Origin of the sequence: Pedobacter caeni, from assembly GCF_900129215.1 — a bacterium.
GTDB lineage: Bacteria > Bacteroidota > Bacteroidia > Sphingobacteriales > Sphingobacteriaceae > Pedobacter > Pedobacter caeni.
In genome coordinates this window covers 1,360,089-1,384,369 of the sequence record NZ_FQUQ01000002.1, presented here as the reverse complement: position 1 = coordinate 1,384,369, position 24,281 = coordinate 1,360,089, and the positions used below count along the sequence as shown (strand labels likewise).

Here is a 24,281-nt window from a genome sequence, read left to right as displayed (position 1 = left end):
GTTGCTACTACAAAAGTACGCTTCAAAGTACAATCCAGAAGGTTTACATACAAAAAAGCCGTTCTTCTTTACAAAAAACGGCTTTTTAAGCTTGGCCCCAACTGGGCGTTTCTCGAACCATTTCCTATCTGATTTGTCTTTAATTAATGATTTGGCTGAAAAGATACCTTGACAATTTTACAGAATGCCAGTAACGCTTCTTTCCACGATTCAAATTATTTTCCTCAGAATCGAAATGCCAATGTCGTCGACACCAACATTTGAATTAGATAGGACAACCACGGCAATTTTCTTTTCCGTATTCAAAATCAAATAGCTTCTGCTTCCACCTGTGCCACCATTGTGCCAGTAATAGCTGGCTCCATCTTCTTGAAATAGATGCCAACCTAAACAGACCACTGGATCCTTGCTGTAAGTAACCTTATGTGTCAGTGTAAAGGAATTAGATAAAGGGACATAATCGCTTTTAATATTCGCTTTTGCATAAAGCAATAAATCATTGACCGTGGAACGGAGAGATCCACACCCCGCAAGCGCATTAAAATCCCAAGGCTGGATTTCATCACCATCAGCATCATAAACCTTAACGAATTGTTTATTTTGCTGAGGTGTTAATCGTTGGGAAGTATTGTGCATATGCAATGGAACAGTTATCAATTTTTTCACAAGTTGTTCATAAGTTTTACCACTTATTCTTTCTAAAATTACCCCTAGTAAACCAGTAGCCAAATTCGAGTATGCGTACACCGTTCCAGGGGCAGTCGTTAATTTACATGTTCTAAGTCCGGCAAAAAGTAGTCTTTCATCGTAATGGATATAGGGATTGGCCGGATTCATTTTATTTGCAAAATTACCAGGAATAGTCGGAAGTCCGGAAGTATGGTTACTCAGGTTTAAAATTGTGATTTTATGAAGTTCGGAATTTGCCGACAGCGAATCCGGCAAGTATTTGATGATTGGATCTATCAGACTAATTTTTCCTTCATTTATATAATGAGCTAATATAGTGGCCGTAAATGTTTTAGTAATCGATCCTATTTCAAATATGGTATTTGCATCTGGAAGTTTGCTGCTCCCTTTACTTGTTTCGCCGTAACCATAAGTTTTCATCTGGCCATCTTTTAAAACTCCTATACTTAAGCCAACTGTATTGGATTTCTGGATATACCTTCGGGCAATGGAGTCAACCTGTTTATCAAGTACGGTGCTTAACTTGTTGGAGGTAGCAGCAGGTACAGACTTGCTTGTTATAACGGCTTTAAAAGGTGAAAAAGTAAACGAACTAAATTTACCGGTCTTGTCAAGCAAAAAAGAAAACTCAAGCTTTCCGGATTCAAATTGTAGTTTGTATTTCTCTGGATTTTGGCTAAGTACAATAGGTGAAGATTGTCTAATCTTACCCAAAGGATAAATCTCTTTTTCAAAAAAGGCACCCAACTTTTCTTTATCAAAACCTTTTCTAAATGACTCATTGCCCATCTCATAAATAGCGACGGTATTGTGCTCATTGATGTATTGCTTTATTACGAGCAATACTGAATCACTTTTTTGAGGTTGATTAGCTTGGGCTGTTACAGTTAATGATATAAGGTTCAATAATACTATTGATGCCACAACCTTAAAAAGTTTCATAGTTTTCATTTGAAATCAATATACATATTTAAAGCTTCCAATGTGAACCAAGGCTTTGACTTACGTTCGTGCATTTTCATTTTCCACCCTCCTGATAAGTCTACTATGGCTCCATGCCAATTTGCTACACAGGGTATAGCAAATCTTTTTATCACGTTAGTGGCATTGACTTTTATTCATTTGCTCTCTGCCGTCTTTAATTAAACGAATGTCTGAACTCCAAAGGCGAAACATTTGTCTTTGTCTTGAAAAGTTTGCTAAATGATTGTGAATGTTCAAATCCCAATTTATAAGCAATTTCCGAAACGGAAAGATTTGTATTTGATAATTTTTCTTTAGCTTTTTCTATGATTGCGTTCTGAATGTACTGTTGTGTGTTTAGCCCTGTCAATGAACTCAACATGTCACTCAAATAGCGCTGCGATAGCTTTAACTCTGTACTGATATATTTCACTGATGGCAAGCCGTTTTTCAGACTATTTTCTTCTTCAAAATAGCGGTTTAAGAGTTCGTCCAAAGATGTTATGATGTCGTGATTGATTGCTTTCCTCGTAATAAATTGCCTGTTATAAAAACGATTGCTGTAATTCAATAACAATTCTATTTGCGACACCAAAACGTCTTGGCTGAAACTGTCAATATTATTGTCTAATTCATTCGCTATTGTAGCAAATAAAATGGTTATGATTTCTTTTTCTTTTGCCGATAGAAATAAGGCTTCTGAAACATCGTAAGAAAAAAAGCCATACTGATTTATTGTGCTTCCTAAAGGATAATTCCGGATAAAGTCCGAATGGAAATACAAAGCAATACCTTCATAGCTTTCTATGTCTTCCGGTGGAAAAACGATTTGTTTTGGCTTCAAAAATGCTAATCCGCCTTCTTCAAAATCATAATATCCTTGTCCGTATTTTATCTGTCCTGTAAATGTAGGCTTAAAAGAAACTTTGTAAAAATCAAGGCTTACTTTTTGCCCTTTTGGAAACAGTTCAATCGAAACATTATTATAATCAACCAATGCAATCAGTGGGTGCAGTGGTGCAGGAACTCTCAAAAGACGCACAAGTTGCGATATACTTTTAATGTGATTTATGTTAGATTGTTGCTGCATTTTTCGTTTACGAATTTAATCAATTTTGTTTTGACGGGCGAATAACGATATCGCCAATTTCAACATTGTTAGGTTGGCTTAATGCATAAATCACAGCGTTAGCAATGGCTAAGGGATTTATGGCAATTTGTTCCATTCCTTTTTGGATAGTTGTTTTCATTTCTTCGTTTTTTATGTTGTTCGCAAAGTCTGTTTTCACAAATCCGGGCGAAACGCCTGTAATGCGTATGTTTCCTTCTGACTCTTGACGAAACGCTTCTGCAATAGTCCGAATGGCATTTTTAGTTCCTGCATAAACGCCCTGCATTGGAACAATCTTTATTCCTGAAGTTGAAATGATATTGACGATATGTCCTGATTGTTGTTGTTTGAAAATGGGAATTGCAGCCGCCATTCCATACAAAACGCCTTTGAGGTTAATGTCAATCATTTCTTCCCAATCATCAATATCCAACTCGTCAATACGGCTTAATTGACTAACACCTGCGTTGTTTACAATGACATCTAGCGCTCCGTATTGCTCAACTGCTGTATTTACGAACCGGACTAAATCGGCTTTATTCTTTACATCAATTTTAGCACTGGTGGCTTCCCCACCTGTGCTTTTAATTTCTTCAACAATTTGTTGTAATTGTTCTGTTCGCCTTGCACCCAAAACAACCTTTGCACCGTTTTTTGCTAATCCTATTGCAATTGCTTTGCCCATTCCACTACTTGCACCTGTAATAGCAACTACTTTTCCTTTAATATTTTGCATTGATGTTAGCTTTCTATTTGTCTATTTGTTTTTCTAAAAATTCAGGATAGCGGTCGCCTACAAGTGTAATTCCATTTACCGTTGTATCAATTTTTGCAAGTTCATCGACTGTTAATACAATATTTGTACTGCTAATGTTTTCCTCTAAACGATGCAATTTTGTAGTCCCTGGTATTGGTGCTATCCACGGCTTTTGAGCTAATAGCCAAGCTAATGCTAACTGGCCGGTTGTAATATTTTTTTGTTGAGCAATTTCTGAAAGCGCATCTATTAAAACCAGGTTGGCTTTTATGTTTTCTTCGCTGAAACGAGGAATAATATTTCTACGGTCGATATCCTCTAATTTTTTGTTTATTATACCTGTGAGGAAGCCTTTACCCAAAGGACTGAACGGAACGAAACCAATTCCTAACTCTTCTAAAGCAGGTATGATTTCATCTTCTGGCTCACGCCAAAACAAAGAGTATTCGCTTTGTAATGCTGATATAGGTTGAATTGAATGTGCTTTTCGGATAGTTTTAGCACCTGCTTCCGATAAACCGAAATATTTTACTTTGCCCTCTTGTATCAGGTCTTTTATTGTTCCTGCAACATCTTCTATTGGAACATTAGGGTCAACTCTGTGCTGATAAAGCAAATCAATGTAATCTGTTTTTAACCTTTTTAGAGATGCTTCGGTTACTGATCTTATCGTTTCAGGTCTGCTGTCTAAACCTATTGCTGGTCTAGCATCTTTACAACCAAATTTTGTGGCTATTACTACATCTTTTCTATAAGGCTGTAATGCCTCGCCAACAATTTCTTCATTGGTGTAGGGTCCGTAAGCTTCTGCGGTATCAAAAAATGTGATACCTCTTTCAACTGCGTTGCGTAATAATGTTATGGCCTCTTTCTTATCAAGACCTTTACCGTCCAAAAAGTTTAAACCCATACAGCCAAAGCCTAATTCGGAAACTTCCAATCCGCTATTTCCTAATTTTCTCTTTTGCATAATTCTATTTTTAATTGTTTCTTAAACTGAATAAATTTCAAGTACAAAACTCTTGATTGTCGTTCTATAAAAAGTAGTTGAATTGGTAAGTGTTGTAGTCAGATTTTCATTTTGAACTCAGCCCGGACGAACAGGTTTCTTTAAAAGGCTATATGCGCTTGGGAGTCGAAAGTAGCGTAGTAAAAGGTATCCTAAACAGGCCGAAGGTCAAAGGGATGGATGCCACTTCCAACATCTACAAATTCGCGGGTATTTGAATAAGCCGGCTGAAGATGCAATCAGAGACATCATGCATCGTTTTAGTAATGCCATACAAAAGATCGCCAAAGGCCGCCGGAAAGATCATCTTGCCTAATCAGATTTGTTTTTGCGCAGTATATTCAATCCAACTGGCTGTTAAGAAATAGATTCCATTAAAAAAATAGTACATATTATAATCTTTCGAGAAATTGACAAACAGGTTTGAACTGATTGAAATAATGGTGGCTATAACAATGAGTAAAATGAAGATCAACATCATACAGCCTCCTCTTGTGGTATTTCTTTCAATTTGCTTTTTATTGGCAAAAAGCAAATGATAGGCAAGGTTTATGTAGCTTGCAACAATGATGTATAAAATTTCTGTTGTGGGATTAAAAATATAAAGACCAAGTATAAAGACTGAAAAGGCCACGGTAAGGAAAATGGCTCCCAATCTGCCCATATTTTCGTTGTTGGCTGCATCAGGAACCAAACGTAAAGTGCTTAAAAAAAACAATATCCCAAAATACGAAAACTGTATCCCATCATCTTTATTGGTTGTTGAAAAGCATAAATAAAATTGGATCATTGCCAGGATAATTAAGCTGACTATTACTTTATAATCTACCTTGATTGCTTTTTGTAAGGCTGTGTCTCTACGATATTGTTTTTTTACAAGCTCCATAATTAAGGGCTTGTCCCATAGTTTCTTTATTCCAACGCCGATAATTAACGCAATGATTACCACAGGAACAAGAAAGATCCAATTGCCAATTACCTGCATAACTTTATTCCCTGATAAAAAGTTATTCCATGGTAAAAGAAGAAAAGCTACTGCTATAAAAGCCAGTAATCTAAAAATGGTTTTATTCTGCTGATCCAACTTATTTTCTGTTTTTTTATTCGTTTTGTGAAAATTACTATTTGGATAATCCAATTGCTTCAGGCAGCGCTTTTGTCATTATTTATTTCCAGTCAGGCTTTTACCGTAAAAGATATAAGTAATACTGTAAAATTGATATTTCAACAAATCATCACTGTAAAGCATATAGAATTATAGATCTTTTTATATACCTCTTCTATAGTCTGAATTTCTTCATCCATCAACTTCGGATTTTTGCTGAGTATCGATTCCACCATCTTTACCTGCCTTGAACAACTGAAAATCAACTTTATAGTACGTATCTAAGAGATCTTTGCATAGATATTCAACTTCTTTATCATTGAGAACATCAAGATTATATTTCATATTCCGTATTACCTGATCGACCAATCTATACTTAAATTGACTGACAATTTAAGTATTTTATGTAAACTCTGAGCTTGAACAATGCCACCATTTCGTATACTGGATAATCTCAGGCATCATGAATCGTCATTATCTAACTTGATTCCAGCATATTAAATTCCAAACATCTGCAATGGCAAGGCATTGATATTCTACCACTTGCTCCAGATGTTTCTTCTGAATATGAGCGATTAGTTTACATAAAACATCGTTAATCATACCAAAAACGATATGTAACTTTGTAAAGGGTCTGGCTGAACTTCCACCAGTTGATAAATTCGATCATTTAAGTTTTTGAGGAGTTTTATCTGTTAATCATGGCTTATAAGGTATTGCCTATGGCTTTCAGTGATACTTTTTTCTATCAGTGGATTTTGCTATCCACTTTTGTTAATAATGAGAAGTTATAGGAAAGACAAAATTCTCAATAAATAGATGTTTTTTGTGTTCAGGATATACGTATAATGCATCGTCATCGAAGGGGTCTCTTTCAACTTCGAGTTTTCCACCAAAATCAGTATCTGGAACAAAAAAGAAACTGATCTCTTTCGTTTTTGTCTTAATTAAAGTAGGAATCAACTCTTCTAATTTAAAGGGCCTAATTGAAAAAACATCATAAATTTTCAGATCTTCTTCTTCAAATTCCATCAATACTAAGCAGTCTCTTGTTTCTGAATAATATAACGAATCTTCAAACTGTAATATAAAATGATAGGTCGACAAACAAGAATTAGGCTCAAAAGACAAGGTTTTTGACAGCAGTCTATGGTCTTTAGCAAATCGCTCCAGGAGATTTTTATCTTCTCTATTTTGAATAGAAAGCTTTCTCCAATCGGAACTCATTGCTTCAAAATCTGTTAAATCTTTAAGCCTAAAACTACTTTCATCTAACCTAACAAAGCCAAACTTTGGGTAAAAATCTAACACCTCTTCATTAGCAAATAGGTATATGAATTCATATTGCTCAGAGAAATGACTCATAACATGTTTCATGAGATAACGCGACAGCCCCTGGCCTCTAAAAGCAGGATGTGTCATCACTGCACTAATCTGTAGAACATGATGGGATTGCCCTTGTAAAACCATCACCATAGGAGATAAAGAAACATTTGCAATCACCTTATTATCCTGGACTATAAAAAATGGTATAAAAGTATTGTCCCAATATCCCATCCCATACCATGGCTCGTAATCTCCATCCAGACAGATATCATAGAGTTCGTTAAAACTAAGAAAATGTTGTTTTAGTTCCTCCAACCCTGAATAAACCTTTCTATTTGTATTCATTGTATCTTAAAAAATTTTTCTTTTTCTATCAATCCAACTTCCCCCTTTTAATGCACCACGATAAGCATCAAAATGCTCTTTCCGTTTCCATTCTTCAATATTAATTCTTTGATATGTTGTATTCATTCTTAATATGATGTCTTTAATTTTTTATCGCCTTTGTCCGGATTCATTTTTCCAGTCAAATGGCATTAATTCCTCCAGTGTTTTGAAAATCCCGTTGCGGACTTCCACGATTGATTTTCTATTGTCAGGAGATAATTGGCTCATTAGTTCGCGACACCTTCCACAGGGAGGAACTGCATTTCCCCCGCTGTCTACGGCTACCACTGCTTTGATGCGATATTCTCCGTGTTTCAGCATTTCTGAAACAGCACTGTGTTCGGCACAATGCCCCAAAGAGCAGGCTGTATCAATGCTGATGCCTGTATACACATTACCTTCTAGGGTTTCAATTGCGGCGGCGACATCTCCATATGAAATATAATCATTTAATGTGACCGATTTTGCCAACTGGGTGGCTTCTTCTTTTAGGTTCATCTCTCGGGTTTTAATTTTATAAATCAATTCATAGCCATTTTGGCATATCTAGCTCCATAAGCAATCAGATTATCCCATAGCCGATGCGGGTAGTGCGTCGTCGACAATTTTCTGAACTAGAAATGGACTTATCGTGCCAAATGCACCGCCTATTATAATTAATAGTAGTACAATAGCTAATGTGTGCATATAGGGTTTCACGAGATGTGAAACCCTTGAAAAGGAAAATTTTGTATGAGATGCGTTGGCATTTGCTTTTATTATGATTGTCTAAATAGGTTATTCAATTTTCAATCTCATAGACAAGCTGTATGGTTCAAAACCCTCGTGCAGATACAATGCCGCAGCGGAAGCGTTTTTAGACAAGACACTTAACTCGACATAGTCCGCTTCGTTTTCCTTTGCCCACGTTTTAACGCGATCAATCAATGCTTTACCAATTCCCATTCCACGCATATCCGCATCAACAACAATGTCCATTAAATACACACATTTCAAGGGTACGAAACAATTGTAAGGTGGGCTTTGCTGTAATTGTGTAATTGCAATTCCTTTTACTTCATCATCTTCCCCATATACAAAGGCTGTAAACTGATCTTCTCCGGCAATGACTCTTTGCAGAAAACTTTCGTCCTGATGCGCTTTCTGCATATAGTTGGGTTCATGATGTGCCATCTGTTCAAAGAGTTGGAAATAAAGGCTCTTTATCTTTGGCAGATCTGCCCGGACTGCTTTTCTAATGTTCATATTTTTATAACTATATGTTTTGTTTTCTTTTTAAAAATCCCTGGGCTTCCAGACCAATAGTAAATTTATTGTTTTATGGCCATTCACTATATTTGATCCTCAAAGAGGTATTGAAATCTACACCAATAAAAAATTCAGTTTCAAAACTCCACAATTGTCACTTTTCTTTTCAAAAAGGCAAGATAGTCTTCAATTATATGGTGGGTTCCGATTTTTAAATAATTTGTGGTCGTACCGTCGCTACAACCATAATTCGGCAGCAAAGTAACATCCCTGTGCAACACGACATGGACATCCTCACTATTAGGATTTAGCAGTCCGAAAATACTTGCTGCACCGACTTTCACGCCTAAAAAATGCATTAGCATATCTTCAGGAGCAAAAGATACCCTGGAGATGTTTAGTGAGTCACTAAATAGCTTTGTATTGAAGGGTTTATTCCCCAACATTACAACCAGATAAAATGCAGTCCTTTTTCGGTTACATAAGAAAAGTGTCTTCACCATATCCATCTGTAAACGCTCATTGACAATTTGACACTGATTCATAGTAACGACCTCATTAGTTTCAATCCGCTCAAAGGGAATGTCAAGTTTGTGTAGAACGTTGTAGGTCGCTTCCTGAATTTCCGAATTAAATTTTGAAGGAGCTTCTTTTGAAATTTCGCTTATAAACATCGCTTGTGATCTTAATCCGAGTACTCTTATCTTTCGGTTTTTAGTTAATATGTTTTTTTGATCTATTTTGCTCTTACATTGGACAATATATCAATGTTCGTATCCCCCACCTTATTCGTGATCAACTCTAAATTTTGAGTAACTGTTTCAATATCCCAATCCCACCACTTTATTATCAGTAATTTCTGGATTACTTCCGAAGAGAAACGATATCGAATCAATTTAGCAGGATTACCTCCTATTATTGCGTAGGGCTTCACGTCTTTCGTAACTGTAGAGTTGGCCGCAACTATGGCACCGTCCCCTATCTTTACTCCTGCCATAACTGTAACATTTCTTCCGATCCACACGTCATTTCCGATGACGGTATTTCCTTTATAAGGTAGTTGATCCAAAGTGGGAGTTGCAGCTGCCCAATCACTTCCAAAGAGGTTAAATGGATAAGTTGAGACTCCTTCCATACGGTGACTGGCTCCATTCATGATAAATTTAACGCCAGAAGCGATCATGCAGAATTTTCCTATTATCAAAACGTCGCCAATTATTTCATAATGGTACAATACATTTTTCTCAAAATTACAAGCATCGTGTTCGTCATCATAGTAGGTGTAGTCGCCAACACTAATCATTGGATTTGCTACTATGTTTTTTAGGAAGCATATTTTCTTGTTTCCCTCTATAGGATATGGATTATCTTTGTTTGGAATTTCCATATTTGATTTATTTAGGTGTTGCATATTCATTTCTTTATATCTTTTAGGATTTAAAAATTTCCTCTGCCTCTCTATCCAATATCTTATGACAATGGGTTCTGCAAACGAATGGTTTGCAGAACCCATTTAACAATTACCGCAAGATAATCTCAAACTTATCAGAAAGAACTGTTCTGATTTTCTCCTGTATTAGGTTGATTTCCTCATTAGAGAGCGTACGCTCACCTGAACGATAGGCAATCCTATAGGAAAGTGACGTCCTTCCCTCCTTTTGGAATTTATCTTGAAGAGTAACGTCCTCAACCAGATCAAGTCCTTCTTCACGAATGATCTCGCAAAAATTATTATATTCAGACCAGAGTTCATCTCTATTTTCGGTATACCCATTGACCCAGAATGATATATCCTTAAAAACAGGGGGATATTTAGAATATTCTTGGAATTGGGACAGGCCATCTTTAAATTGTTTCAGAAAACGCTCGTCTGTAGTCCATAGATAGCGTATGTCAGGGATGTTGCAATAAGAAAGTACAAGACGGTCCAGGCCTAATCCAAAAGCCCAACCTGTGGCTTCAATATTGCAATTTTCCAGAATCTTAGGATGGATGACGCCCGCACCGAGAACTTCCATCCAGTCTTCATTTTGATAAACCTCGATCTGCACCGAAGGCTCTGTGAACGGAAAACTATCATCCAAGAATCTATAATCTTTGCCTGGGTACAAATATTCTATTAGTCCCGATAGCGTACTTTTGAGGTCAGAAAGAGCATCTGTGCCTTTGGGCAATACCTTGACTACCTCCATTTGATGGAAAACGGGATAATGTGTGCGATCAATAGTGTCTTTTCGATAAACATCACCTGTGACCACAAAGCTTTGATAGCCTCTCCTCAATAATTCGTTCTGATGCGCAGAAGTTTGTGTTCTTAACACATGAGCCGAATCTACATAATATGTATCATTGGTAGATCGAGCCGGGTGATCCTGCGGCACAAGCAACTCATCAAAATTACCTTCTATACTAACGACTTCACTTAAATTGTCAAAAGGCGTAAAATCGTGGAAATAGCGCTGGATTTTCTCTTTCAACTGACAAACTGGATGTAGTTTATTCTGATGTAATTTTAGACTACGCTTTTCATTTATAGTCTTTGGGATATTATTCATATCTATTGTTGTATTTAGAGTCCGCGATAGAGCTGTCGCGGTACTTAATATTAAAAATTCGTGAAGTAAAATCTGAAGTTGATATCCGTACGCAACGGACATATTATTTTATCTCGGCCCTGGCGGGTCAAAAAAGAAAAAGGAAAACAGTATATTGATTCTACTATCATTCAGTAAAAATGTACCTACCAAGGTATTTCTTGTCAGATTCTAAAAATGTTTATTTAACAGTTATAAATATGTATATTATCTGTTTTTAAATAATTATGTTATTTGTCGTTTTTAATCCACGGATGTCTACCTTCTTGTAGTCAATTTTTACACTTCAGCCAAATTTTAATATCTTCATCGTTGGTGGATCGACAATATACCGTAGTCAGTATCTGGACAGCAACACAATTCTCCCCGTACCTTCATGATAAAGCTTAGTAAGAATTTGTAAGTTTTTCCCAAGTCTCCATTATTTAACTCTTTCTGATATTCTTGTACTAATTTATTTATTGACTCCATCCTTTAAACAATCTTTTTTCTTTGGTACTCAAATTTACGAGTCCAGATTACTTTTTTATTAGCACATCTTGCTCAGTTATGTGCATTTTGTAATATTCTATTTCTTTTTTTATTATCATAAAAAATACATAGCTCGATGTTTAATAGCTATTGGGATCCTGACCGCCAAACGATTGTTTGTTCCTTCATATCCATAAACATATCACAAGCACACCTGTAGAGGTGCTTGTGATTAGAATGAGACCTTACCATGGACAGCCATCGTCCATTCATCCCGTGTCATACGACTGATATGTTCTGTTCGTATGTCATTCATTAACTCATTTACGCTAGCTTCTTCCACATGATGATGATGAAATCCACATTTTTCTTGTGCGATCTTTGATTTGGCGTTTCCATCGTAATAGCCAGACCAGATATTAACTAATCTCAAACCCTCGAAACCATAGCGTACAACTTCTCCAATTGCTTCAGGTACTATACCCTTGCCCCAAAATGGAACACCTAGCCAATATGAAATTTCGCCTTCAGATTCGGTGATTGGAAAATTACTTTTCTCTCCCAAAATCAAACTAATCATCCCAATAGCGATGTCATCCTCTTTTAATGTGATGGCAAATACTCCATCTTGCATAAATATTGTTTTGATTATTTCTCTACTTTGTTCCACACTCTTATGCGGAGGCCAACCTGCTATTGGTCCCACTCTGCCGTCCTTCGCATATTCGTATAAGTCTTCTGCGTCAGCCTCTCTGAATGGACGCAAAATCAATCTTGATGTTTCTAAAATCATAACATTCTATTTTTAAATGTACGTGGCAAAATTACAGTCTTTATTTATTAGAGATACAGCCAAAAATTTCGTAAAATGGGTACTTTTGAAAACAAATTACACCTACTTATCTTAAATAATCTAAATTTATGGTAAAAACAGAAAGCACTACATTGAATTATACACCGGATATTTTCCCGGGAAAAGAGAAACTAACACTAGGGGAAAGTAATCTTAGCCAAAGTCTGGGATACCCCTTACAGCTCAGCTATACTTCATTAATTGTATGTCTGGAAGGCACTTCGGTAGTTAGCGTTAATTTTAAGAATTATCTGCTAAAGCCTAATGATGTATTGGTGCTGGCTGAGGATTATATTACAGTAGTGCAACGGGTATCCGTTGATTTCAAAGTATTCTACTGCCTTGTAGATAGAAGTTTGGCCGCAGAAGTAGCCTTTGATTTACCCAATCAACTATTTTTGTTTCTACATCAATCTCCATTCTGTAGACCTCTGGGGCCGGACGTTGCCCTATTACATGGATGGATAGCGCAAATAAAACACATCAAAAATACATGCACAACGCATCAACATATTATGTTGCGGAATAGTTTACAATTGTTTTTTCTCAAAATAGCTGAGACTGTTTCACCGACAGAAATTAACCTGGAACATCAATACAGCCGAAAAGAAATATTGTGCTGGAAGTTTTGGGAACTGATCACTCAACATAGCACAGAACAGCGAAATGTCGCGTTTTATGCAAACAGACTAAACATTTCACCTTATTATCTCTCTCAAATCTCCAAAGATTTTTTGAATGATTCGCCTAAAGGTTTAATTGACAGGCAAGTTGTTCTAGAGATTAAAGCACTTTTACGTACGACTGAAATGTCAATCCAACAGATTGCAGATCGCCTATCTTTTGAAGACACATCATATATGGCTCGCTACTTCAAGAGACAAACGGGAATGACATTAACAGCTTATAGAAAGTAATCCGATAAACAATCTATATATTTACCTCAGACTTATCTTAAACAGAGAGATAATTGGTCCTATCTTTCCGGAAAAATCAAGTTTTGGCGGAGAGCAACATCGAACCACAAGACTAAACGAAGTAGCCTTCATTATCTACATGATTTGCAATGAATTACAGAACAAAAAAAAGTGAGCAAACATCGTCGAAACGTGTTTACCCACTCGGATAAGCCCAGGCAAACCAACCACTTCAACATCCACCTCCTCAAAAATATGAAATCCTGGATGTCCAGGACCTTAGAAAAATGCTGCACATGAGCTTTTCCACGTACAAACGAAGGGTCCAGGACGGAACACTTGTTACCAAAGAAATTGGAGGAAAAGATTACTTTCTCCGATCGGAAATAGAACATCTCATCGGACAATGGAAAAAAAAGAAGCCAAAATAACACCATGAATACCAACAGGGTACCTGATAAATCAGTAGGCAAAAGCGTACTGATTTACCGCTTAACATTACTTTAACAAATCTTTACTAACTTGCCACAACCAAACACAAAAGGCAACCAAATAAATCACCGGTCATGAGCAACGCTTTATGCAAACTTGTATAAAAGAAATCGATTACGGACAACTTGTAGCCGAACATACCAGCAGGTTGCTCAGCATTGCTTATGGCAAATTGGGCGATCGTGACGATGCTGCCGATATTGTGCAGGAGCTGCTCATTCACATCTGGGTAAAGAGAGACAAGCTGATCATCACAGGATCTTTAACCGCTTATTTAAACACTGCACTTAAAAACAGGATACTGAATCACTTCTCCAGAGCAGATCTCCATCAAAAAGCGGTCAAGAAGATGATGACCACCACGCGTAAGATTGATTCTCCGGTGTTGGATTTACTGATAGAAAAAGAACTGAATACCAGCCTTTCCGAAATCCTCTCAGAACTACCGGAAAACATGCAAAAGATCTATGCCATGCGCAATGAAGATTTCTCCCTCAGAGAGATCGCAGAAGCTTTAGGTTTGGCAGAACAGACTGTAAAAGGATATAGCGTAGAAATGTTCCGCAGGATTAAACTGTCGCTCCGACAAAGACATCCAGACCTCAACCACCCACTCTGCATCACTTTATTTGCCTTACTGATAGACAATTAGAAGATTTTTCAAGTTTCTTACATACCTCGTCCCCTTTCTAATTGTCTTAGGGTTAGTTAATGCCAGAGGCAATGGATTTTAAACATTTACAAAAACTCATACACAAATACCAAAACGGAACAGCAACACCTGCTGAGCGCTTCGTTGTGGACGCATGGTACGAGTCTTTAGACGAAAACGAAACGGAGCAGCTCGCTCCTATATCACCGCAATTTATTTCAGAAATCGAACAACGCATTTTATCACAAACGGTATCAGCCAGGAAAGAACCTAAAATCAAACGTTTATCCTGGAGATGGGCAGCCGCTGCATCATTAATCCCGCTAATTGCGCTATCCTATTACCTATGGTTTAAAACTGATCCCATAACAAAAGCTTTCGACAAGGTACAGACTCAGGTCACAAAGACCTACCAGACCGGACCAATGGAGCAAAAAAGAGTACTGCTGGCCGATAGTACCATCGTGATCCTGAATGCCAATACCAAACTACAGGTTCTGGATGCGTACGATCAGGTGATCAGAGGGGTAATTTTAACCGGAGAAGCATTTTTCGATGTCAAAAAAGACCCGCAACATCCTTTTGTGATCCGCGGTGGAGAACTGGATGTACGCGTTTTGGGGACCAGCTTTAACGTACAAGCCTACCCAACCATAAAAAACACAAACATAATGGTGCGTACAGGAAAAGTACAAATATCCAGCAAGGACAAGGTTCTTTCTGAAGTTACGCCCAATAAGGAACTCCGCTTTAACCGTAAAACAGGAACCTATCGCTTAATGAACAGCGTTACCTCTATCCGGGATTCCTGGATGTCGGGGGTGGTGATTCTGGACAGGGCAAGCTTCCAGGAACTGAGCCAGACCTTTTACAACATTTACGGAACTCAGCTGCTCACAAAAGACAAAAGCTTACTTAAAGACCGGTATAACATTACTTTCCGGAAATCAATCACGTCCAAAGAGATGCTGGAGCAAATCCTCAGGCTGACAGAAAAAAATTACACAAAAAAAAGGGAGGATAGCACTCAGATAGTACTGTATTAAGCAAAATAAACAAGGCTGCATAGTGCAGCCCTGTTATGAATTTTATACCATCTGAAGGAAAGCTTCTGACCCTTTCCAACGGATCCTTTTACGTCAACCTTTAACCGTTTAGTAAAACACCTCAAAGTTAACAAATGCAACGCATCAAATTAAGAAAAAAATTAAAAGAGCCCGGCGGCCCTTCGGCGCTGTCTGTTGCCCTCAGTTTGTTCCTCTGTTTTTTTATCGCGAGCTCATCCATCGCACAATCCCTGGAAAAACGATTGAATTTAGAGTACAGGAACACCACCATCCACGAGGTCATCGTAGACCTGCAAAAGAAAACCGGAGTAGACATTGCTTTTACTGAAAAGCTGGGACTTAAAAACAGGAAAGTGGATAAACTCCTGATCAAAGATGAATCTCTGGAACAGGTACTTCACCGGATCCTCGACCCTCTGGATGTAAAGATCATCAAAGGCACAAACGGCCTGGTACTGATCAAAAAGGAAACCGAAAAAGCAAAAGAATTTCTGATTGGAAAGGTCACAGATTCGGATGGAGCAGCCATTCCCGGAGCAAGCATCCGCTTAAAACGAGGGAAAGTTTCTGCAATTTCTGACAGTAATGGTGCATTTAAGATCGCGTCAGCTGTGGCTCAGGATACTTTACTGATCAGCTATCTCGGATATGCAACAGAGGAGATGAGCGTAAACCCATCATCAGAAAACCTGACCATCACCCTGAGCACAGCAAAAGCCAATACCCTAACTGAATTAGTGGTGGTTGGATATGGCACACAAAAGAAAGCCAACCTAACCGGATCGGTAGAAGTGATTGATGCCGCTAAACTAAAAAACCGCCCGGTGGTGAATGTTAGCCAGGCCATGCAGGGAACCGTTTCAGGCGTACAGTTTAATTATGGCAATATGGGTTATGAACCTGGTGCGAAAATGGGCATTCAAATCCGCGGACAAGGATCTCCATTCGTCGTAATTGATGGTACCGTTGGCGATCTGAACGATGTTGACCCAAATGATATCGAAAGCATTTCTGTCCTAAAAGATGCAGCAGCCTCAGCAATCTATGGAGCCAGAGCTCCCTACGGTGTAGTGTTGATCACGACAAAATCAGGAAGCTTAGGAAAAAAGGTGCAGGTTAATTTTTCTGCCAACAGCGCCATATCCACACCGATTGATAAACCCCACACCGTAGATGCCTATACCTTCGTAAAAGCCATGAACGAAATGCATGATAACCAGAGCGTGGCGAGGTTATTTACAGAAGAAACGATAGACCGCATCGTCAACTATATGAAAGACCCAAGCGGTCCGCAAACCATTCCGGATCCGGGAAACCCAAAGACCTGGGCTACCTACCTCCTTTCAAACGGCAATAACGACTGGATGGATATCCATTTTGGAAATGGAAACAGAAGTCAGCAAAACCTGTCGATTGCCGGAGGAGGAGACAATAGCTCCTACTTCATATCCGCAGGCCATACTTACGAAAAAGGGATCATGAAATTCGGTAAAGATGATTACAGAAGGTTCAACCTGAACTCCAAACTGGACATCAAACTCAGCGATTGGTGGAAAGTCAGCTCCAACACCCGACTGGCACAGTCTGAAAGAAATAAGCCAGGTATAGACGGTGATTATGCACTTGCCCTTCATCATGTACTCCGTACCCACCCTAACCAATGGTTGGTTTCGCCAAATGGCAACTATTCCAATCTATCCAGAATTCCGGCCATGATGGCTTCAAGCGAAGGAACTACAGAACGCAGTCTGGTGCAACGTTTTGCCACAGAATTCAAACCCTTAAAAAACTGGGATATCAATGTCGATTACTCGGTTGACATTCCTTACACTGATTATGAAAAACGTTTCCTGACTGCCTACGAAGACCGGGTAGATGGCTCCATGGTGGCCATACCAGCAACCGTCCCCTCTTACCTCACAAAGGAAAAATCCAACACCTTTTACAATTCCCTGAATGTCTATACGACCTTTAAGTATGACCTGAAAGAGGATCATCATTTTTCCATCATGGCCGGATATCAACAGGAATCCAGCAAAAGGGACTTGTTAGGTGGCCTGAAAAGAGAATTAATTGCCCCTTCGGTTCCTTCCATGACCACCTCCATTGGTGAAATGCGGGCCTATGATGAAATGAGCCACTGGGCAACAATGGGCTACTTTGCACGCTTCAATTACAACTACCGCGATAAATACCTTTTGGAAATCAACGGCCGTAACGACGGAACTTCAATTTTTGCCAAAAAGAAACGCTGGGGTTACTTCCCGTCGCTCTCTGCAGGCTGGAACATCCATAAGGAAAACTTCTGGACAGCGGTTAGCCCTTATGTAAACACGATGAAAGTAAGGGCTTCATGGGGAAGACTAGGCAATCAAAGGGTAAATGCTTATCAGGATCTGCCGCTCCTGGCAATAGAACCATCATTAAGCTGGCTGCTGAATGGAGCAAGACCTGCGTACACTACCGGCCCCAACCTGATCAACCCCAACCTGACCTGGGAATCCTCAGAATCGACAGACCTGGGGATAGAAATGAGCTTCCTGAAACAACGGCTGAACTTTGTACTTGATGTATACCAAAGAATGACATTTGATCGCTTAGGGCCTGCACAAGCTTTGCCTGCTGTACTTGGAGCGGTAGTACCAAAAGAAAACAATTCTGAACTGAGAACCAGAGGATGGGATTTATCACTGTCCTGGAAGGACAAGATTGGTGATTTCTCTTATGGCATCAGCGCATTGCTTTCGGACTATAAATCTGTAGTGACCAAATACAACAACCCAACAGGCATACTTACTACGGATTATGTAGGGAAACAAACCGGAGAAATCTGGGGATATGAAACCGTAGGCCTGATCCGGACACAAGAAGATGCAGACCGCATCAATAAGAGCAAATCTCAAAGTTTCATCAGTGTACAGACCTGGCGGACCGGAGATGTAGAATACCGCGACCTCAACGGTGATGGAAAAATAGACCAGGGAATGGGAACACTAGCTAATCCCGGCGATCGCAGGATCATCGGAAACTCCACACCCCGTTATCAATACGCGCTAAATCTGAATGCCAGTTACAAAAACTTTGACCTATCCGTCTTCTTTCAAGGTGTTGGTAAAAGAGATTATTGGCTATCAGGAAACATGTTCTGGGGCTTTAACGCCTGGAACCAGACCTCTTTATTCCCTCATCATTTAGATTATTACCGGGATACCGAAGGTTCTACCTATTCGGGATTAGGAATAAATACTGATGCCTGGTATCCCCGTCCATACAGTGACAACGCACAATACCGGAAGAACCAGCAGAGCCAGACACGTTACCTGCAAAACGGGGCATACATCAGGTTAAAAAACCTGCAACTCGGTTATACCCTTCCAAAAACCTGGATCAGCAAAATTGGCCTTCAGAAAGCAAGGTTTTTCATTTCAGGGGAAAACCTGTGGACCATCTCGTCCATCACCAAAGGCTTTGACCCGGAAACGGCCTCATTGGGAGAATATGGTAGTGGCAAGAACATGTTTGTACAGGCGGTTTATGCTGCCGGACTTAACGTCTCATTTTAAGTATTTAATTCTAAGAAGCGATGAAAACGAATATATACGCATACTGGACCCTGTTTCTTTTTACAGTAACCGCGCTCTCTTCCTGTAAAAAGGACTACCTGGAAAGAAACCCTTTAACCCAGATCTCAAACGATGAATACTGGAAAACTGCAACAGACCTGGACAAGTATGTGCTCCAGTTTTATACGAGCTTTCCGGTAATTGACTCGGTTGGCTCTTATACCGGACTTACGAGCTGGGATGCCACCAGAGGATCTGACACACAGATTTCAGCCACTGCAAGCACAACCTGGAATGGCGCACGTACCGTGGTCACCTCCGGAGGAAACTGGAAATGGGCCCGCATCCGCAGCATCAATGTATTTTTTGAAAACTATCAAAAGTGCAAAGATCCCTTTGAAAGGTATAAGCAGTTTCTTGGCGAAGCACATTTTTTTAAAGCTAAGCTGTATTTCGACAAAGTGCTGACCTATGGAGATGTTCCCTGGTACGATAAGCCCCTGAGTATGGACTCAAAAGAGCTTTACAAAGCACGTGACTCCAGAACATTGGTCATAGATTCTATCTTATCGAACCTTGACCGGGCCATTACTCAGCTACCTTCTTTAAGAACAGTACAGGGAGGATCAAACCGCCTGAGTAAAGAAGCAGCGCTATTGTTCAAATCAAGAGTAGCTCTCTTTGAAGGAAGCTGGCAGAAATACCATAGAGGAACTGTATTTGCCACCACTGGTACTGATCCGAATAAATATTTCAGAATTGCCAAACAAGCAGCCGAAGAGTTGATGAAACCGGAGTATAAAACAGGTATTTACAGCAACTCGGCTCCCAATGAAGACTACAACAGAATGTTTTCTTTAGCTGATCAAAGTGCCAATCCTGAGGTATTGTTATGGAAAAAATTCGACCGTACACAGAACCTGTCGCACAGCTATCAGATCTATGTATCAGACCGCACGGCCGGCATCTCGGTAACAATGGACCAGATACAACAGTATCTCGACAAAACAGGAACTCCCTATGATTACCTGACGGTAGCAAAAACCGTAAAAGGAAACAAGTTCCTGACAAAGATTGCACAGGATTGTGACCCAAGGTTATCTCAACTGATCTGGATTCCAAACATGCTGATGTGGGACAACAGTTATGGCAAGGGCACATTCAGCAAGCCTTTCCTGGATAAATCCGGGGAATACCTGAACAATACCGGTTTCCAGATTAAAAAAGGAAATGACCCTAAAGATCCGCAGGCAGGCAGTGGTGTAGCGTGGAATACCAACAGCATCACCAGCTCCATCATTTTCCGTTACGCAGAAGCTTTGCTCAATTATGCAGAAGCAACAGCAGAACTTGGCGAAGCAGTAGATTATGAACGTTCCATCAACTTATTACGCAGACGTTCAGGAATGCCAAATTTCGTAGCAAACTCCGATCCTTACAAAAACAGTTATGCGGATTATGGATATGCCCTCTCCAACGAGCTTCATGAAATCCGTAGAGAACGGACCGTAGAACTGGCGGCCGAAGGCTTCCGTTATGACGACTTAAGACGCTGGGCTGCCCATAAGTTATTACTGGGTAAAAGACCAAAAGGATATCCGCTGGATCAGTCGGAATGGACAAGTCAGAAAATAAACTACCAGGTAGACAATAATGGGCTGATTGATCCTTACATCAAACAGTTACCCGCCGGATATCAGTTTAATCCTCAGCGCGATTACCTGGAATGTATTCCAACAAACGAAATCACCTTAAATACTAACCTTAAACCTAACCCCGGATGGTAAAAACAAATTGCTATAGCCTCCTGATCTGTCTTCTATTGCTTGTTCATGGAATGGCAAAGGGACAGGAACCTATTGTACGTTTTGGCGTAATCGCTGATATTCAATATGCAGACAAAGACGACCATGGAAGTCGCTATTACAGGAATTCACTGGAGAAAATGGACAGTTGCATCGTTAATTTAAACCAGGAAAAGCTGGCCTTTAATGTGGTGTTCGGTGATCTGGTTGATCAGGGCCCCAAAGACTTGTCACCGGTAATGGAACACCTTAAAAAACTGAAAGCCCCCTATCGGAATGTATTGGGCAATCATGATTATGTAAATGTGAGCGACAGAGAAATGCTTTACAAGCAGTTTGACATGCCTGCACCCTATTATGCTTTTGAAAAAGCCAGTTGGATGTTTATCGTATTGAATACAAATGAGGTTTCTGAATATGGTTCCAAAGCCGGTTCTTCTTTTCAAAAGGAATGGCAGGACCTTGCTGCCGGTTTAAAAAAGGAAGGCCGGAAAAACGTGCTTCCCTGGAACGGCGGAATCAGCTCCCTACAGTTGATCTGGCTGGAAAATCAATTAAAGAAAGCGCAGAAAACAAAGAAGAATGTGCTGGTTTTTAGTCACCATCCCCTATTTCCTGAAACAGGATACGAAGCACTCAACAACCGGGAGATCCTGAACATCGTAGAAAAATATCCGAATGTTAAAGGCCTGGTATCCGGCCATCATCATGCAGGAAATTTTGCCTACTACCATAAGCTCCCATCGATCACCCTGGAAGGAATGATCGAAACTTCTAAAGAGAATGCCTACGGAGTGATCGAACTCTACCCCAACAAAATTGTTCTGACCGGCCGCGGCAGAATGACCTCAAGAACGCTTAATTTTTAAATCAAACCCTATAAACAATGAAAAAAACAGTAAAAACCCCAAAAAGATTACAGACAGCTGTATTCGCGATGTTAATGATTTGCACTGGCCTGATGAGCTGCTCAAAACAAGCCAATGTGGATGAGATCAATGCAGGTCCTGAAAAGAGTTCCGTAATTAACAATGCGGACAAAAAGCTGCTCAGCGGACCTATCGTTGCCGCTCACCGCGCAAACAACCTGATCAAAGTAGATGAGATTATCGCTGCAAATGTAAAAAGTCTGGAAGTAGATATTTTTGTGGGTACAAGAAACAACAAGCCTACCTTGTTGGTGGGACATGAAGCTGCTACAGCAACGGGACAGACACTGGAAGAGTACTTTGCCAATCTAAACCAGAAAATGCCAGACTTCGAATACCTGTGGTTAGATTGTAAGGACCTGAATGGGGCTGCAAACGAACAGGTGTTCATGACGACTTTAAACAAAATGGACAGCTTGTATTCCATCAAAAGCAGAGTTTTGGTAGAGAGCCAGTACATCTCGTACCTGGTGAATTTCAAACAGCAGAACTGGAATGTAAGTTACTATTGCAACTGGTCTTCATTGAGCGGAAAAACTCCTGCTCAGCAGTTAACGATCCTGAATGGATGGCACAGCAGCATGACCACTTATGGTATTGATGGCATCAGCTATGATGCAACAGTAGATACCCCAATGAAAAACTACTTTATCAATAAGACAGTAGGAAATCAACCGGTAAGAATGTATGCATGGGCACTGGCAAGGTATTATGGAGAGGCTAATCTGGCTACCAAACTGGCAGTTTACAATCACCTAAGTGTGCTTTTAATCACCTTCAAAAGTAACAACAACACCTAATAACAACGCTCCCCCGTTTTTATTTAGCCCCGGAACCAGATTTGGTTTCGGGGTTTTATAATTTCTATCAGTTGATCAGGTTCTTGCTAAATAGGTAAAATCTTTCTTTTCAGCGATTAACGAATTTCAGTCCAACTCATACGAATATTCACTCACTTGCCTTATAATTAGAGTATTACTTTCAGAATTGACGTTTGGTAGGTATTTTTAACCTGAGATACACATTAACTGATCAGTCTTCCATTAAAAGATTTTGAGAATTATCTATCTAAATGGTTTGCGCTACAATGAAATAACATGATGAACATAACGACAAAACTTCAGGAGATTATAGCAATTCAAAGCAGCAATTCTAAGGAACCGATTGGAGACTTAAATGCTCCAATATCAGTGAATGACATCGAAAAAATCGAACAACTACTTGATGAACAACTACCAATAGAAATTAAAGCACTTTATAGGTTTGCAAACGGTCAATCTGATCAGGGAACCGGGGTTTTATTCGGAGAAAAGTTTTGTAGTTCAGGCGATATCATCAGACAGCTGAAGTTTAGCCGGTCTTTAATAAAGCCCGAAGCTAAAAGTCTGTCGGATCCCGAAAAATCAGCAATATTAATAGAGAAAATAGTTACATTCTATGTCAACAAAGCACCAAAGCACAAACTATTCGGATTACAAAAGAGTTGGTACAAAATGGAGTTTAGTTGCGGGGTAGATAGTTCGGAAGGCCCCTATCTTTATGCAACTGAAAATACGACTTCCAGAGAAAGAGAAATTTTAGAAATTGATTTTAGTGAACGTCTTAATATTTCAAAAACTATTAAGGAATTACATGAACTGGAAAAGCCAACTTACAATTGGGATGAATTAAAATTTATTGTTTACGCTAATGGTAAACATGAAGTTGAGCGATCGATGTATGATTTTGACAATGTAATTTCTTTTACTTCTACTCCTGATGGAACCATACAAAAAAAATATTTTCACGATAAATGGTTGCCAATTTTTTCAGACCATGGAGGGAATTTTATCGGAATTGACCTTGACCCGGACAAAAAAGGAAAAAAGGGACAAGTGATCAATTTCGGACGGGATGAAGAGGATATGTATGTGCTTTCCGAAAATTTGGAAGGCTTATTTGATATCATATTAACTGAATTGAACAAGGAAGGAAACCGATTGATGAATCCTGAAGCACATTTACACGAAACGCTAAAGGAAATCATAGAATAATTACATCCTTACAAAACAAAATGATTTGTTTGACGTTTTATATTCGAGAGCGTTAATTTAGATACGAGGTGAACAGTCGGCATGATTGTTCGCCTCGTTCTTTTATAGGCTAAGCAAGTAGCCTTATGTAATGCCTCTCCTTGTTTGCGTCAATAACTGATCTTATTTTGCATAAAATAAATAAAGCCCCTTTCGGAGCTTTTATTTGAGACTGCCCAGGTAAAACGCCTGTCTAATTAAAGACCTGTCAGCTTTTCCCCCTGTCTCCGGACTACAAACTTAACTGCATTTTCCTTGTAATTAAAAATA

The 24,281-nt window shown here is 39.3% G+C and carries 21 protein-coding genes; 9 read left to right on the top strand and 12 right to left on the bottom strand.

From position 1 onward, the window contains the following. Window positions 1-210: 210 nt before the first annotated feature. From BUC20_RS13240 to BUC20_RS13185, 12 genes are all read right to left on the bottom strand, one after another. Window positions 211-1,641, bottom strand: coding sequence for a serine hydrolase (locus BUC20_RS13240; protein WP_084528818.1), 1,431 nt, complete (start codon window positions 1,639-1,641; stop codon window positions 211-213). Window positions 1,642-1,828: 187 nt separating this feature from the next. Then, window positions 1,829-2,743 carry a helix-turn-helix domain-containing protein gene (locus BUC20_RS13235; protein ID WP_073231479.1) on the bottom strand — a complete coding sequence of 305 codons (915 nt, stop codon included), beginning with the start codon at window positions 2,741-2,743 and terminating at the stop codon, window positions 1,829-1,831. A gap of 19 nt (window positions 2,744-2,762) precedes the next feature. Next, on the bottom strand, window positions 2,763-3,500 hold the full coding sequence (locus tag BUC20_RS13230; RefSeq protein ID WP_073231478.1) for an SDR family oxidoreductase: 738 nt from the start codon (window positions 3,498-3,500) through the stop codon (window positions 2,763-2,765). A gap of 13 nt (window positions 3,501-3,513) precedes the next feature. Further along, window positions 3,514-4,491 (bottom strand): aldo/keto reductase, encoded by a 978-nt coding sequence (locus BUC20_RS13225; RefSeq protein ID WP_073231477.1) that lies wholly within the window; start codon window positions 4,489-4,491, stop codon window positions 3,514-3,516. A gap of 355 nt (window positions 4,492-4,846) precedes the next feature. Continuing rightward, window positions 4,847-5,614: a hypothetical protein gene (locus BUC20_RS13220; protein WP_073231476.1), complete on the bottom strand. Its 768-nt coding sequence runs from the start codon at window positions 5,612-5,614 to the stop codon at window positions 4,847-4,849. Window positions 5,615-6,409: 795 nt separating this feature from the next. Then, window positions 6,410-7,306: a GNAT family N-acetyltransferase gene (locus BUC20_RS13215; protein ID WP_073231475.1), complete on the bottom strand. Its 897-nt coding sequence runs from the start codon at window positions 7,304-7,306 to the stop codon at window positions 6,410-6,412. A 150-nt stretch (window positions 7,307-7,456) separates the two neighbouring features. Beyond that, window positions 7,457-7,846, bottom strand: a complete 390-nt coding sequence (locus tag BUC20_RS13210) for a cytidine deaminase family protein (RefSeq protein ID WP_073231474.1) — start codon at window positions 7,844-7,846, stop codon at window positions 7,457-7,459. 279 nt (window positions 7,847-8,125) lie between these two features. Then, a complete protein-coding gene (locus tag BUC20_RS13205) occupies window positions 8,126-8,593 on the bottom strand; it encodes a GNAT family N-acetyltransferase (protein WP_073231473.1) in 468 nt (155 codons plus the stop codon). Window positions 8,594-8,733: 140 nt separating this feature from the next. Next, window positions 8,734-9,270 carry a YbaK/EbsC family protein gene (locus BUC20_RS13200; RefSeq protein WP_073231472.1) on the bottom strand — a complete coding sequence of 179 codons (537 nt, stop codon included), beginning with the start codon at window positions 9,268-9,270 and terminating at the stop codon, window positions 8,734-8,736. A gap of 62 nt (window positions 9,271-9,332) precedes the next feature. Then, window positions 9,333-9,983: a Vat family streptogramin A O-acetyltransferase gene (locus BUC20_RS13195; protein ID WP_073231825.1), complete on the bottom strand. Its 651-nt coding sequence runs from the start codon at window positions 9,981-9,983 to the stop codon at window positions 9,333-9,335. A 133-nt stretch (window positions 9,984-10,116) separates the two neighbouring features. Continuing rightward, on the bottom strand, window positions 10,117-11,151 hold the full coding sequence (srmL, locus tag BUC20_RS13190) for a PheS-related mystery ligase SrmL (protein WP_159441097.1): 1,035 nt from the start codon (window positions 11,149-11,151) through the stop codon (window positions 10,117-10,119). A 742-nt stretch (window positions 11,152-11,893) separates the two neighbouring features. After that, window positions 11,894-12,454 carry a GNAT family N-acetyltransferase gene (locus BUC20_RS13185; protein WP_073231470.1) on the bottom strand — a complete coding sequence of 187 codons (561 nt, stop codon included), beginning with the start codon at window positions 12,452-12,454 and terminating at the stop codon, window positions 11,894-11,896. 128 nt (window positions 12,455-12,582) lie between these two features. Here BUC20_RS13185 and BUC20_RS13180 point away from each other — a divergent pair, with 128 nt between their 5' ends. The 9 genes from BUC20_RS13180 to BUC20_RS13145 all read left to right on the top strand — a co-directional run bounded on the left by BUC20_RS13180 (window position 12,583) and on the right by BUC20_RS13145 (window position 23,972). Continuing rightward, on the top strand, window positions 12,583-13,431 hold the full coding sequence (locus BUC20_RS13180; protein WP_143166782.1) for a helix-turn-helix domain-containing protein: 849 nt from the start codon (window positions 12,583-12,585) through the stop codon (window positions 13,429-13,431). A gap of 296 nt (window positions 13,432-13,727) precedes the next feature. Beyond that, window positions 13,728-13,862, top strand: a complete 135-nt coding sequence (locus BUC20_RS34285) for a hypothetical protein (RefSeq protein ID WP_262497417.1) — start codon at window positions 13,728-13,730, stop codon at window positions 13,860-13,862. Window positions 13,863-14,011: 149 nt separating this feature from the next. Further along, window positions 14,012-14,575 carry a sigma-70 family RNA polymerase sigma factor gene (locus BUC20_RS13175; RefSeq protein WP_073231469.1) on the top strand — a complete coding sequence of 188 codons (564 nt, stop codon included), beginning with the start codon at window positions 14,012-14,014 and terminating at the stop codon, window positions 14,573-14,575. A 71-nt stretch (window positions 14,576-14,646) separates the two neighbouring features. Continuing rightward, window positions 14,647-15,621, top strand: a complete 975-nt coding sequence (locus BUC20_RS13170; protein WP_159441096.1) for a FecR family protein — start codon at window positions 14,647-14,649, stop codon at window positions 15,619-15,621. A 134-nt stretch (window positions 15,622-15,755) separates the two neighbouring features. Beyond that, window positions 15,756-19,205 carry a SusC/RagA family TonB-linked outer membrane protein gene (locus BUC20_RS13165; RefSeq protein WP_073231467.1) on the top strand — a complete coding sequence of 1,150 codons (3,450 nt, stop codon included), beginning with the start codon at window positions 15,756-15,758 and terminating at the stop codon, window positions 19,203-19,205. Window positions 19,206-19,225: 20 nt separating this feature from the next. Then, window positions 19,226-20,992 carry a RagB/SusD family nutrient uptake outer membrane protein gene (locus tag BUC20_RS13160; protein WP_073231466.1) on the top strand — a complete coding sequence of 589 codons (1,767 nt, stop codon included), beginning with the start codon at window positions 19,226-19,228 and terminating at the stop codon, window positions 20,990-20,992. Further along, window positions 20,986-21,879, top strand: a complete 894-nt coding sequence (locus BUC20_RS13155) for a metallophosphoesterase (RefSeq protein ID WP_073231465.1) — start codon at window positions 20,986-20,988, stop codon at window positions 21,877-21,879. Before BUC20_RS13160 ends, BUC20_RS13155 begins: the two co-directional genes overlap by 7 nt. A 17-nt stretch (window positions 21,880-21,896) precedes the next feature. After that, window positions 21,897-22,739, top strand: a complete 843-nt coding sequence (locus BUC20_RS13150) for a hypothetical protein (RefSeq protein WP_073231464.1) — start codon at window positions 21,897-21,899, stop codon at window positions 22,737-22,739. Between the two features lie 297 nt (window positions 22,740-23,036). Beyond that, window positions 23,037-23,972, top strand: a complete 936-nt coding sequence (locus tag BUC20_RS13145; RefSeq protein ID WP_073231463.1) for an SMI1/KNR4 family protein — start codon at window positions 23,037-23,039, stop codon at window positions 23,970-23,972. Window positions 23,973-24,281 lie beyond the last annotated feature (309 nt).